The 12,135-nt window shown below is 69.4% G+C and carries 12 protein-coding genes and 1 tRNA gene; 5 read left to right on the top strand and 8 right to left on the bottom strand.

The window, feature by feature from the left end; genetic code table 11:
• Window positions 1–67: 67 nt before the first annotated feature.
• The 3 genes from OG385_RS37405 to OG385_RS27425 all read right to left on the bottom strand — a co-directional run bounded on the left by OG385_RS37405 (window position 68) and on the right by OG385_RS27425 (window position 2,718).
• A complete protein-coding gene (locus OG385_RS37405; RefSeq protein ID WP_323183861.1) occupies window positions 68–862 on the bottom strand; it encodes a chaplin in 795 nt (264 codons plus the stop codon).
• 142 nt (window positions 863–1,004) lie between these two features.
• Window positions 1,005–1,238 carry a chaplin ChpH gene (chpH, locus tag OG385_RS27430; protein ID WP_266858612.1) on the bottom strand — a complete coding sequence of 78 codons (234 nt, stop codon included), beginning with the start codon at window positions 1,236–1,238 and terminating at the stop codon, window positions 1,005–1,007.
• Between the two features lie 145 nt (window positions 1,239–1,383).
• Window positions 1,384–2,718: a M20/M25/M40 family metallo-hydrolase gene (locus OG385_RS27425; protein ID WP_266858610.1), complete on the bottom strand. Its 1,335-nt coding sequence runs from the start codon at window positions 2,716–2,718 to the stop codon at window positions 1,384–1,386.
• Between the two features lie 188 nt (window positions 2,719–2,906).
• Here OG385_RS27425 and OG385_RS27420 point away from each other — a divergent pair.
• Both OG385_RS27420 and OG385_RS27415 read left to right on the top strand, forming a co-directional pair.
• A tRNA-Leu gene (locus OG385_RS27420) sits at window positions 2,907–2,994 on the top strand.
• Window positions 2,995–3,243: 249 nt separating this feature from the next.
• Window positions 3,244–5,649: a glycoside hydrolase N-terminal domain-containing protein gene (locus tag OG385_RS27415; protein ID WP_266858609.1), complete on the top strand. Its 2,406-nt coding sequence runs from the start codon at window positions 3,244–3,246 to the stop codon at window positions 5,647–5,649.
• Between the two features lie 74 nt (window positions 5,650–5,723).
• Here the strand turns inward: OG385_RS27415 and OG385_RS27410 are convergent, their stop codons facing one another.
• Entirely contained in the window at window positions 5,724–6,062 is a 339-nt protein-coding gene (locus OG385_RS27410; RefSeq protein WP_266858608.1) for a hypothetical protein, read from the bottom strand.
• Window positions 6,056–6,514: an ATP-binding protein gene (locus OG385_RS27405; protein ID WP_266858606.1), complete on the bottom strand. Its 459-nt coding sequence runs from the start codon at window positions 6,512–6,514 to the stop codon at window positions 6,056–6,058. Before OG385_RS27405 ends, OG385_RS27410 begins: the two co-directional genes overlap by 7 nt.
• 203 nt (window positions 6,515–6,717) lie before the next feature.
• Between OG385_RS27405 and OG385_RS27400 the strand changes: the two genes are divergently transcribed.
• The 3 genes from OG385_RS27400 to OG385_RS27390 all read left to right on the top strand — a co-directional run bounded on the left by OG385_RS27400 (window position 6,718) and on the right by OG385_RS27390 (window position 8,713).
• The gene (locus tag OG385_RS27400; RefSeq protein WP_266858604.1) at window positions 6,718–7,578 is read left to right on the top strand and encodes a helix-turn-helix transcriptional regulator; all 861 of its coding nucleotides are present in this window, start codon (window positions 6,718–6,720) and stop codon (window positions 7,576–7,578) included.
• Window positions 7,579–7,815, top strand: a complete 237-nt coding sequence (locus OG385_RS27395; protein WP_266858602.1) for a DUF397 domain-containing protein — start codon at window positions 7,579–7,581, stop codon at window positions 7,813–7,815.
• A gap of 91 nt (window positions 7,816–7,906) precedes the next feature.
• Complete coding sequence (locus OG385_RS27390; protein ID WP_266858601.1) at window positions 7,907–8,713, top strand: SAM-dependent methyltransferase; 807 nt, start codon at window positions 7,907–7,909, stop codon at window positions 8,711–8,713.
• A gap of 62 nt (window positions 8,714–8,775) precedes the next feature.
• Here OG385_RS27390 and OG385_RS27385 read toward each other — a convergent pair whose 3' ends face one another.
• The 3 genes from OG385_RS27385 to OG385_RS27375 form a co-directional block, all read right to left on the bottom strand.
• Window positions 8,776–9,405 carry an MBL fold metallo-hydrolase gene (locus tag OG385_RS27385; RefSeq protein WP_266858600.1) on the bottom strand — a complete coding sequence of 210 codons (630 nt, stop codon included), beginning with the start codon at window positions 9,403–9,405 and terminating at the stop codon, window positions 8,776–8,778.
• On the bottom strand, window positions 9,405–10,490 hold the full coding sequence (locus tag OG385_RS27380) for an S-(hydroxymethyl)mycothiol dehydrogenase (RefSeq protein WP_266858599.1): 1,086 nt from the start codon (window positions 10,488–10,490) through the stop codon (window positions 9,405–9,407). The genes OG385_RS27385 and OG385_RS27380 overlap by 1 nt, the downstream gene beginning before the upstream one ends.
• A 216-nt stretch (window positions 10,491–10,706) precedes the next feature.
• Window positions 10,707–12,134, bottom strand: a complete 1,428-nt coding sequence (locus OG385_RS27375; RefSeq protein ID WP_266858598.1) for an amino acid permease — start codon at window positions 12,132–12,134, stop codon at window positions 10,707–10,709.
• Window position 12,135: the final 1 nt, after the last annotated feature.

The following is a 12,135-nucleotide window of genomic DNA, read 5'->3' as shown; positions in this document are numbered from 1 at the left end:
AGGGAGCGGGTCCCGCGACTGCGGAACCCGCTCCCTTCCATGCGTATGCGTGGGGCTCAGCAGCCCGTCACGCGGCTGCCCGGGACCGCCTGTACAGGATGATCCCCCCGAGCACCATCCCGGCACTCGCCGGAATGATCAGCCCGAGCGGGGCAGTACCGGTGTGCGCGAGCTGCTCGGTGCCCGAGGGCACCGAAACGGTCTGCGCGACCGGGGCGTGCGGCGCCGCGGGCTTCGGCGGGGTGCTCGGCGTGTGACCGCGCGGCGTTCCCGGGTGCTCCGGATGACCCGGCTGACCGGGGTGGACCGGGTGGTGCGGGACGTGGACCGGCGGCGGGACGCTCTCGTCGTTGGCGCAGTTGTTGCCGAAGACCGGGTTGAGCAGGCCGACGACATCGACGCTGTTGCCGCAGGCGTTCACGGGCACGTCGAGCGGAAGCTTGACGTTGTTGCCGGAGAGAACGCCGGGCGAACCACTCGTGTCGCCCTGTGCCGTCGCTCCGCCACCGCTGTGGCTGCCGGTGCCGTTGTTGTGGCTGCCGTTGTTGCCGGGGGCGCGGTGGTGGCCGCTGCCCTGCCCCTGGTGCCCGCCCCCGGTGTGGGACGTTCCGGAGCCGGACGGCCCGTTGCTGCACCTGTTGCCGAATGCGGGGTTGAGCAGTCCGACCACGTCGACGGTGTTGCCGCAGACGTTCACCGGCACGTGCACCGGCGCCTGGATCGAATTGCCGGAGAGCACTCCGGGCGAATTCGCTGCGGTTCCGTCAGCCGACGAGTCCGCGTACGCGTAGCCACCGCTCAGGGCGAGCACTCCACCCGCGGCCGCAACGGTGATCAGGCCTTTCTTCGTGACCTGGCGCATAGGTTCGTTTCCTGCCTTCTACCTTCCGGAAATGCCCGCGGACATCGTCGCCCTTGGGCCGAATGCCCCTCCGGCCCCGGAGCGCATGGCGCGCGCTCCGGGGCCGGCGGGGCTCCGACCCTCGCGGGTCGGGGGCACAACGTCAGACGTTGGCGCAGGTGTTGCCGAAGGCGGGGTTGAGCAGCCCGATCACAGAGACCGTGTTGCCGCACACGTTCACCGGGATGTGAACGGGCACCTGAACAACGTTGCCCGAGATCACGCCGGGAGAGTGCACAGCGGCACCCTGAGCGCCCGAGTCGGCGACGGCCATGCCCGCACCCGCGAGCACGAGACCACCGGTGACTGCCGCAGCGGCGACGACCTTCTTGATCATTAGTTCCTCCTAGTCGGCAAATACGGTCCAGACTGCGGACCGCACCACCTGTAACGAGGAGAACCCTGCGGGGCTACGAACCAATCGCCCCATTCACTCTTTCCGGTCGCATACGCACGTACAGCCGATTAGTTGGAAAGTCGGTTCAGCACTTGTCCAGGAAGCGGTCGAGTACCCGTACACCGAACTTCAGACCGTCGACCGGCACCCGCTCGTCGACCCCGTGGAACATTCCGGCGAAGTCCAGCTCGGGCGGCAGCTTCAGCGGCGCGAAGCCGAAGCAGCGGATGCCCAGGTCGTCGAAGGACTTGGCGTCCGTACCGCCCGACAGCATGTACGGCACCGCCCGCGCGATCGGGTCCTCGGCCTTCAGCGCCACCTGCATGGCGTCGACCAGGTCCCCGTCGAAGCCCGTCTCCAGCGCCTTGTCGCCGTGCACGTCCTCGCGCCTGACCCGGGGGCCGAGGAGCTTGTCGAGGTCGGTCAGGAACTCCTCCTCGTAGCCGGGCAGGAAGCGGCCGTCGACATGGGCCGTCGCCTGTCCGGGGATGACGTTCACCTTGTAGCCGGCGCCGAGCATGGTGGGCGCGGCCGAGTTGCGCAGGGTCGCGCCGACCATCTTCGCGATGCCGCCCAGCTTGGCGAGGGTCGCCTCCATGTCCTCGGGGTCCAGCGGGGTGCCGAGCGCGTCGGACAGCTCGTCGAGGAAGGACCGCACGGTCTTGGTGACCCGCACCGGCCACTGGTGGCGCCCGAGTCGTCCCACCGCCTCGCAGAGCTCGGTGATGGCGTTGTCGGTGTTGGTCATGGAGCCGTGGCCGGCGGTGCCGTCCACGGTGAGGCGCATCCAGTGCATGCCCTTCTGCGCCGTCTCCACGAGATACAGCCGCAGATTCTCGTTGACGGTGAACGAGAAGCCGCCGACCTCACCGATCGCCTCCGTGACGCCCTCGAAGAGATCCGGGTGGTTGTCGACGAGGTGGCGCGCGCCGTAGGTGCCGCCCGCCTCCTCGTCGGCGAGGAAGGCCAGGACGATGTCGCGCGGGGGCTTTCGGCCGCTGCGCAGCCTGTCCCGTACGACCGCGAGGGTCATCGCATCCATGTCCTTCATGTCGACCGCGCCGCGGCCCCAGACACAGTCGTCCACGACCTCCCCGGCGAAGGGGTGGTGCGTCCAGTCGTCGGCGTTGGCCGGGACGACGTCGGTGTGGCCGTGGATGAGGAGCGCGGGCCTGGACCGGTCCTCGCCCTCGATCCGGGCCACCGTGGACGCGCGTCCCGGGTGGGACTCGAAGATCTGCGGTTCGAGACCGACCTCGGCGAGCTTCTCCGCCACGTACTCGGCGGCGGCCCGCTCACCCGGCCCCGAGTGGTCGCCGTAGTTGCTGGTGTCGATCCGGATCAGGTCACGACAGAGGTCCACGACCTCGTCCTCACCGGAGACGGCCCGTCCGGCGTCTGTCCTGTTGGGCTCGCTCACGCTGTTTCCTCCCGCTGTCGCTGCTGGTGGTCCCCTGCCCCATCCTCGCCCGCGCCACCCCCCGGACCCAAGCGCCGGGACCGGTCGTCATACACGGTTCACAGACTCCGGCGCGTGATCGAGCACCTCCCAATGTTTGCTATGGTTTTCCACGTCGGAACGGCCCGGGGCCGCGAGACAGACACCTTGTCCGGGTGGCGGAATGGCAGACGCGCTAGCTTGAGGTGCTAGTGCCCTTTATCGGGCGTGGGGGTTCAAGTCCCCCCTCGGACACCAGATCGGATCAGAAGAACCCCAGCTGCTGCTGGGGTTCTTCTGCGTTTACGGGACCGCCGCCGGCCGTGCGTGCGGGCCATACCTGCCGGCCGCCACGCCTCGCAGGCAATACATCGGATGTCACAGCACCACCGAACCTCCCCCGAGCGCGAAAACCGCCCAGAACATTGACACACCCCCGTAGACATCGTACGTTTCCGTCGCTTCCTGAGGTGCCGTCATGGCACACCACGTCGAAGGGACCGGTAGATGCCCCAAGCCCCGGAACAACCCGCACCGTCGCGTCGAAGCGTTCTGGGGGCAGCCGGCGGGACCCTCGCCGCGAGCCTCGCGCTCGGTGGGCTCCGGCCCTTCACCGCTGCCGCCGACGTGCCGCGCCGGGGAGGCCAGGGAGCCCGACGCGTACCCGAATCGGCCGCCACCGAGCTGCGTTACCCGGCGCCCGCGAGCGAGAGCCTGATCATCCAGCAGGGGCTGCCGGTCGGGAACGGCCGCATGGGAGCCCTGCTGACCGGCGACCCCGCGCACGACGTGCTCTATCTCACCGATGCCACCCTGTGGACCGGCGGACTCAACGACACCCTCCAGAGCGACGGCCAGTTCCCTTACGGAGCCGACGACTTCGGCAGCTTCACGCTGCTCGCGAAGGCCTCGGTCGACCTCCCGGGCCATGAACTGTCCGCCGTGACCGGCTACCGCCGGACCCTCGACCTCAGCAACGGGCTCAGCACGGTCACCTACCGGCTGGGCGGGGTGACCTACCGCCGTGAGGTGTACGCCAGCCACCCCGACGAGGTCGTCGTCGTCCGCCTCACCCAGAGCGGCGGCGGCACCTACACCGGCTCGCTCTCCCTCGCCGGATGGCACGGTGAGACGGCCGCGGCGGACGGCGCCACCCGTACCGCCTCGTTCACGGGCGCGTTCCCCAACGGACTGACGTACGCGGCGGCGGCCGGTGTCACCGGCCGCACCGGCACCGTGGCCGTCAAGGGCGCCGACGTCACCTTCGCCGGGTGCTCCGAAGTCCTGGTGGTCATAGCCGGCGGTACGAACTACGCGCCGGACCCCTCGACCGGCTACCGGAACCCCGGCGCGGACCCGCACGCCATCGCGGCCGGCCGGCTGCGCGCCGCGGCGGAAGCGGGCGGCCCCGCGCTGCTCAGCACCCATCTCGCCGACTACCGGCCGCTGTACGAGCGGATGACGGTCGAGCTCGGGACGTCGACCGACGCGCAGCGGTCCATGGACACCTGGTCCCGGCTCACCGCGCTGGGCGCGGCCGGCGCGCCGCCGGACCCCGAACTGGAGGCCGCCTACCTCCAGTTCGGCCGCTATCTGATGATCAGCGGTTCGCGCGACAGTGTGCCGCTCAACCTCCAGGGCCTGTGGATCGACCGTACGGACCCGGACTGGATGGGCGACTACCACACGGACATCAACGTCCAGATGAACTACTGGCTGGCCGACCGGGCCGGACTCTCCGACTGTTTCGGCGCCTTCCTGGACTACTGCCTCGCCCAGGTGCCGTCCTGGACCCGTACCACCGCCAAGCGCTTCAACGACCCGCGCAACGGATTCCGCAACTCCAGCGGGAAGGTAGCCGGCTGGACGACCGCTATCTCCACCAACGTCCATGGCGGGATGGGCTGGTGGTGGCACCCGGCCGGGAACGCCTGGCTCTGCAACTCGCTCTGGCAGCACTACGAGTACACCCAGGACCGCACCGAGCTGAAGAAGATCTACCCGCTCCTCAAGGGCGCCTGCGAGTTCTGGGAGGCGCGGCTGATCACCACGACCGTCACCGACCCGGCCACGGGCGCGTCCCGGCAGGTCCTGATCGACGACAGCGACTGGTCGCCGGAGCAGGGGCCGACCGACGCCAAGGGCATCACCTATGCGCAGGAACTCGTACGGGACCTCTTCGCCTCGTACCGCACGGCGGCCGCCCTGCTCGCCAGGGACGCCGGATACGCGAAGACTGTCGCCGGGCTCCAGGCCCGCCTCTACCTCCCTCAGGTCAGCCCGGAGACCGGCTGGCTGGAGGAGTGGATGACCCCGGAGAACCTGGGCGAGACCACCCACCGGCATCTGTCACCGCTGATCGGCCTCTTCCCCGGCGACCGGATCACCCCCGAGGACAGCCCGGCGGCGCTGGTCACCGGCGCGCGCAATCTGCTCACGGCGCGCGGTATGTCGAGCTTCGGCTGGGGCTGCGCGTGGCGCGCGGCGAGCTGGGCACGGCTCAAGGACGCCGAGAAGGCCTACCAGTTGGTCCGTACGGTCATGGCTCCGTCCACCGGCACCAGTAACGGCACCTCGCAGAACCTCTTCGACATGTACGACCTGGGGTCACGCGCCACCCTGCAGATCGACGCCAACTTCGGTGCCCCGACCGCGATGATCGAGATGCTGGTCTACTCAAGACCGGGCGTGATCGAGCTGCTTCCGGCGCTGCCCGGCGCCTGGGCGGCCGCGGGCCGGATCACGGGTGTCGGCGCGCGCGGCGGTATCACCGTCGATCTGGAGTGGCGCGCCGGGAAGGTCACCGGTGCGGTGCTGCGCTCCACGGTGAGTACGACGACCGAGGTACGGGCCGGGGACTGGCACCGGACGGTACGGCTGAGGCCGGGCCGGGCGGTCACGCTCCGGCCGTAGGGTCTTTCGTGCGGGTCGGGGAGAGCGGTGCGGGTGTCCGCGGCGCCCTCCCTGACCGATCCGAACGGAAGGCGCTACGCCCACTCCGGTACTTCGCCCATGAGCTGGCACACCATGAGGTAGAGCGGAATCGGCGGGGTGTAGGGCAGGGAGTCCTGCGGCCAGTGGAGCAGCCGGGGGCGGGCCGTCGGCACATACGCGCCGGGGGCGTAGCGCACCCGGTCCGGCCAGGCGAGTTCGTGGTCCGATCCGGCGGGGACGATCCACCACCACCAGTCGTCGTCCACGAAGACGCAGCCGGGCTTGGGCAGTCTGGCCAGCAGCCGGAAGCCGTGGTGCTCGGGCACACCCACCGCGTCGCAGCCGAGCGGTGTCGAGAGAGCGGGGACGCGCGCGAGCGCGTTCCTCAGCACGGCCGCCCCGCGTCGCGCTCCAGCTCCGCCCAGACCAGCCGCCCTGGCCCGTGCGTCGCTTCGCGGACGCCCCAGGCACTGCTGACGGCGTCGACGAGCAGCAGTCCGCGGCCGTGCTCCCCCTGCGGGGAACGGCAGAGTTGCGGGCCCGCGGCCGCGTGCCCCTGGTCCTGTATCGCAATGCGCAACTGACCCCGGTCGTCCCGCAGTTCGCAGGCGATGTGGTCACCTGCCGTATGGACGACCGCGTTGGTGAAGAGTTCCGAGACGATCAGGAGGGCGGTGTCGCAGATGTCCTCCGAGAAGTCCCAGCAGGCGAGCCGGTTCCGGGTCAGGCGGCGGGCGCGGGCCACGGAATCGGTGCGTGCCGGTAATTCGAATGCGTACCGCCGGACATTGCTGCCGGGACACTGATCGATGAGCTGGGGGATGAGCGCGGTGCCTGGAGCCACAGCCGAAATCCTCACGGTGGGGGTACCGCGACTGCCGCACCATCCCCCACGGGTATGCGCCAGTCGCGTGAACTGGTTCACGCGTCTACTGTCCTCCGTAACGGACACCTTGGCAAGAGGCACTTTGTAAAGTTCAGAGTGGCGTTTCACCGATGGGGCGGGCATGGCACACTGCTGGACAACTGCCCAAGTGGAGGTCTCAGTTGAGTGAGCCGCGGTCCGCCCCGACCGTTGGCCAGGTCGTACTCGGTAAGCGCTTGCAGGAACTGCGCGAGCGAGCCGGCCTGAGTCGCGAACAGGCTGCCAAGGTACTCAGGGTCGCCCAGGCCACCATCCGCCGGATGGAGACCGCCGAGGTGGCGCTGAAGATCCCCTATGTGCAGCTGCTGCTGAAGGCATACGGAATCACCGAGGCCGAGAACGACGCCTTCGTCGAACTCACCGAGGAGGCCAACCAGCCGGGCTGGTGGCAGCGGTTCCACGGGATCCTGCCCGACTGGTTCAGCATGTACGTCAGCCTGGAGGGCGCCGCCTCGCTCATCAGGCAGTACGAGCCGCACTTCGTGCCCGGCGTGCTCCAGACCGAGGAGTACGCGCGCGCGATCATGATGAGCGGCGCCGTCGGCGAGACCAGCCCCGAGGACATCGAGCGGCACGTCGCGCTGCGGATGGAGCGGCAGTCCCTGCTGACCCGGCCCGACGCCCCGACGCTCTGGGTCGTGATGGACGAGACGGTGCTGCGGCGGCACGCGGGCGGCCGCGACGTCATGCGGGGCCAGATCGACCGGCTGCTGCGGGCCGCCGATCTGCCGCATGTCACGCTACAGATCGCGGAGTTCTCCAGCGGTCACCACCCGGGGACCTACGGTCCCTTCGTCCTCTTCCGTTTTGCGATGCCCGAACTGCCCGACATGGTCTACAGCGAGTACCTGACCGGCGCGGTCTATCTTGACGCGCGCCCCGAGGTGGCCGCGCACCTCGAAGTCATGGACCGCATGGCGGCTCAGGCCGCAACTGCACAACGCACGAAGGAGATCCTCAAGGATTTCCGCAAGGAGCTGTAAATGGATCGCATATACAACGGCATGCCTGCCGCGGACCTCGGCGCCGAGGGCTGGCACAAGCCGTGGAGCGGCGGCAACGGCGGCAACTGCATCGAGGCCATGAAGCTGGCCGACGGCAGGGTCGCCGTACGCCAGTCCGCAGACCCTGACGGCCCCGCACTCATTTACTCCACCGGCGAGATCGCCGCTTTCATCCAGGGGGCGAAGTCCGGCCAGGCGGACTTCCTCCTCACCTGAACAGCACTGTTGCCGTCAGTCATTGCCGTTGCCCGTTGTCATCGCGTCGTTGTCATTGCCGTCGTTGTCGACCTATCAACTGGAGCGTCCCATGACCGGAGTAGACCCCGCGCACATCCAGATCGACACCAGCAAGCCGCATCCCGCCCGGATGTACGACTGGTTCCTGGGCGGCAAGGACAACTATCCGGTCGACCAGGAGATGGCCGAGCAGCTGCTCGCCCTCGATTCGCGGGGCCGGGAGATGGCCCGGGTCAACCGGGCGTTCATGCACCGCGCTACCCGCTGTCTGGCGGAGAGCGGCATCCGCCAGTTCCTGGACGTCGGCACGGGCATACCGACCGAACCCAATCTTCACCAGATCGCCCAGCGGTCGGCGCCGGACTCCCGTGTCGTCTACTGCGACAACGACCCGATCGTGCTGGCGCACGCCGCGGCGCTGCTGCGGTCGACGCCCGAGGGCGCGACCGACTACATCCAGGCGGACGCGCGGGAGCCCTCCACCATTCTGGAGGCGGCCGGGAAGCTCCTGGACTTCGGCCGGCCGGTCGCGCTCTCGCTGGTGGCCCTGCTGCACTTCGTCGCCGACGAGGACGCGTACGAGCTGGTGAACCGGCTGATGGAGCCGCTGGCGCCGGGAAGCTGCCTCGTCCTCTCGCATGTCACCGGGGATTTCGACCCGGAGGGGTCGGCGAGGGCCGTCGAGATGTACCGGGCCCGGGGTCTGACCCTGCGGCCCCGTTCACGCGCGGAGACCGCCCGGTTCTTCGACGGCTTCGAACTCCTCGACCCCGAGGTCTCGCTGGCCGCCGAGTGGCGGCCCGAGCTCGGTGAGCGGGTGCCGGTCCCCGGTGACGATCCGATCCCCGGCTGGGTGGGCGTCGCCCGCAAGCAGTGAGCCCGGGGCCGCTCCGGAGGGACGCCTGTCCGGCTTCCCCTCCGGAGCGGCCCCGCGGCGGTTCAGCCGTCCTGTGCCAGCCACTCCGGCAGGCCGGGGGCCTCGGCGCCGATCGTGGTGGAGTCGCCGTGGCCGGTTCGGACCAGGGTCTCCGGGGCCAGTGTCAGCAGCCGGTCCCGGATGGACGCGACGATCGTCGGGTGGTCCGAGAAGGACCGGCCGGTCGCACCGGGGCCGCCCTGGAACAGCGTGTCGCCGGTGAACACCGTGGCCAGGTCCGGCGCGTACAGGCAGACCGCACCCGGCGCATGGCCCGGTGTGTGCAGCACCGTCAGCGCGGTCCCCGCCACCGTCAGGGTCTGCCCGTCCTTGAGTTCGCCGTCCGGGAGGCGGCCGGGGTGGGTCATCCGCCAGAGCGGCAGATCGTCCGGGTGCAGCAGGATGGGCGCCCCGGTCGCCGCGGCCAGTGCGGGCGCCGCGTCGATGTGGTCGTTGTGCGCGTGCGTGCAGACGATGGCGCGCAGCGTACGGCCACCGAGGGCGGCCTCGATCGCGGTGGCGTCATGGGCGGCGTCGATGACGATCGCCTCACTGTCGTCGCCGACGATCCAGACGTTGTTGTCGACGTCCCAGCTGCCGCCGTCGAGCGAGAACGTGCCGGAGGTGACGAGATGGTCGATACGGGCCGCCATCAGAACTCCACCACCGAGCGCAGCACATCGCCGTCGGCCATCCGCTCGAAGGCCTTCTCGACCTCGTCGAGCCTGATCTTCTCGGTGACGAACGCGCCGAGGTCGATCCGGCCCTGCTGGTGCAGATCGACGAGCATCGGGAAGTCGCGGGAGGGCAGACAGTCCCCGTACCAGGAGGACTTGAGCGCCCCGCCGCGGCCGAAGACGTCCAGGAGCGGGAGTTCCAGCTGCATCTCCGGCGTGGGGACGCCCACCAGGACGACCGTGCCCGCCAGGTCGCGGGCGTAGAAGGCCTGTTTGTACGTCTCGGGGCGGCCGACCGCCTCGATCACCACATCGGCGCCGAAGCCGCCGGTGAGCTCCCGGATCGCCTCTACCGGGTCCGATGTACGCGAGTTGACGGTGTGGGTGGCTCCCATCCGCTGTGCGGTGGCGAGCTTCTTGTCGTCGATGTCGACGGCGATGATCTTCGCGGCCCCGGCGAGCCGGGCCCCGACGACGGCGGCGTCACCGACACCGCCGCAGCCGATGACCGCGACCGAGTCGCCGCGGCCGACCTGTCCGGTGTTGATGGCCGCGCCGATCCCCGCCATCACTCCGCAGCCGAGCAGACCGGCGACGGCCGGGGAGACGGCCGGGTCGACCTTGGTGCACTGGCCGGAGGCGACCAGGGTCTTCTCGGCGAAGGCTCCGATGCCGAGCGCCGGGGAGAGCTCCGTACCGTCGCTCAATGTCATCTTCTGCTTCGCGTTGTGCGTGTCGAAGCAGTACTGCGGCCTGCCGCGCAGACAGGCCCGGCACTGGCCGCACACGGCACGCCAGTTGAGGATCACGAAGTCGCCGGGGGCGACGTCGGTGACGCCGTCGCCGACCGACTCCACGATGCCCGCGGCCTCATGGCCGAGCAGGAACGGGAAGTCGTCGTTGATCCCGCCCTGCTTGTAGTGGAGGTCCGTGTGGCAGACCCCGCAGGCCTGGATCTTCACCACGGCCTCGCCCGGCCCCGGGTCCGGGACCAGGATCGTCTCCACGCGTACGGGTTGGTTCTTGCCGGGGGCCACGACCCCTTGGACCTGCTGCGTCATGCCGTCAACAGCCTTCCTGTAACCGAGCGGTACGTGGGCTCAGTCTTCCAGGCCCCAGGACCTTTCGGTCGGGACAGGCCGGACCAGGGAGCGGGGTCTGGTGCGTGCATCTGCAAGGCGGAGGATTGAATCATGGCGGAGCCATGGTGATTGACGACAACGCCGCAGATCTGCGTGCCAGACCCCGCGAGCCCGGCCCGTCCCGACCGAAAGGTCCTAGCGCTCGGCGGCGATGGACGCGACGCGGCCGCGCACCACGAACCAGCCGCCGACGAGTGCGGCGGCGATCAGCGGCAGGCACTCCACGGTGGTACGGCCCACTCCCCCGCCCCACCACATCAGGAACGCGACGGAGACCAGGAAGCAGAGGGTGACGATCTGGGTGTACGGCGCCCACGGCAGCCGGTAGGAGGGGCGGGTGACCCGGCCCTCCGTCGACCGCCGCCAGAAGAGCAGCGAGCAGAGCATGACCATGCCCCAGGTGCCGAGGATGCCGATGGAGGCGAAGTTGAGGACAATCTCGAAGGCCTTGCCCGGGACCAGGTAGTTGAGCACGACGCCCAGCACCCCGAAGGCCGCGGTGAGCAGGATGCCGCCGTAGGGCACCTGGCCCTTGTTCATCCGGCCGGTGAAGCGCGGGGCGGACCCGGCGAGCGCCATCGAGCGCAGGATGCGGCCGGTGGAGTACAGGCCGGAGTTGAGGCTGGAGAGCGCGGCGGTCAGGACGACCAGGTTCATCACGCCGGCGGCGCCCGGGACGCCGATCTTCGAGAGCACCGTGACGAAGGGGCTCTCGCCGTCGGAGTACGCGGTGTACGGGAGGAGCAGCGCGAGCAGCACCACGGAGCCGACGTAGAAGATGCCGACCCGCCACATGATCGAGTTGATCGCCTTGGGGATGATCTTCCCGGGGTTCTTGGTCTCGCCGGCCGCGACACCGCACAGCTCGACGGAGGCATACGCGAAGACGACGCCCTGGATGACCAGCAGCATGGGCATCACGCCCTTGGGGAAGAAGCCCCCGTTGGCGCTGATGGTGCTGATCCCGGGGGTGTGCCCGGCGACCGAGTGCTGGGTGACCACCAGATAGATGCCGATGCACATGAAGGCCACCAGTGCGGTGACCTTGATGATCGAGAACCAGAACTCGGTCTCGCCGAAGTACTTCACCGAGATCAGGTTGGCGGCCAGGACGACGGCCAGGGCGACGAGCGCGCAGACCCACTGCGGGACCGAGCTGAACATCGACCAGAAGTGGGCGTAGGTGGCGGCGGCCGTGATGTCGGCGACGGCGGTGGTCGACCAGTTGAGGAAGTACAGCCAGCCCGCCGTGTAGGCGCCCTTCTCGCCCATGAACTCACGGGCGTAGCTGACGAAGGCGCCGGACGAGGGGCGGTAGAGGACGAGTTCGCCCAGGGCCCGTACGACGAAGAAGGCGAAGGCTCCGCAGACGGCGTAGGCGATGGCGAGTGAGGGGCCCGCACCTGCCATCCGGCCGCCGGCGCCGAGGAAGAGGCCGGTACCGATGGCCCCGCCGATGGCGATCATGTTGATGTGGCGGGACTTCAGGTCTTTGCTGTAGCCCTCGTCACCAGCATCGACGTGCGGTGTCGGTTCTGCCGCAGTGAGGGTGCGGTTGCTCATG

The organism is Streptomyces sp. NBC_01306 (assembly GCF_026340465.1).
Classification (GTDB): domain Bacteria; phylum Actinomycetota; class Actinomycetes; order Streptomycetales; family Streptomycetaceae; genus Streptomyces.
Note: the sequence above shows the minus strand (reverse complement) of the source record. Positions and strands in the feature narration are given on the sequence as shown.

Coding starts and splice junctions, on each gene's coding strand:
- chpH (WP_266858612.1), bottom strand. CDS start 1,238: ATGATCAAGAAGGTCGTCGCCGCTGCGGCAGTCACCGGTGGTCTCGTG.
- OG385_RS37405 (WP_323183861.1), bottom strand. CDS start 862: ATGCGCCAGGTCACGAAGAAAGGCCTGATCACCGTTGCGGCCGCGGGT.
- OG385_RS27380 (WP_266858599.1), bottom strand. CDS start 10,490: ATGACGCAGCAGGTCCAAGGGGTCGTGGCCCCCGGCAAGAACCAACCC.
- OG385_RS27385 (WP_266858600.1), bottom strand. CDS start 9,405: ATGGCGGCCCGTATCGACCATCTCGTCACCTCCGGCACGTTCTCGCTC.
- OG385_RS27390 (WP_266858601.1), top strand. CDS start 7,907: ATGACCGGAGTAGACCCCGCGCACATCCAGATCGACACCAGCAAGCCG.
- OG385_RS27415 (WP_266858609.1), top strand. CDS start 3,244: ATGCCCCAAGCCCCGGAACAACCCGCACCGTCGCGTCGAAGCGTTCTG.
- OG385_RS27375 (WP_266858598.1), bottom strand. CDS start 12,134: ATGAGCAACCGCACCCTCACTGCGGCAGAACCGACACCGCACGTCGAT.
- OG385_RS27395 (WP_266858602.1), top strand. CDS start 7,579: ATGGATCGCATATACAACGGCATGCCTGCCGCGGACCTCGGCGCCGAG.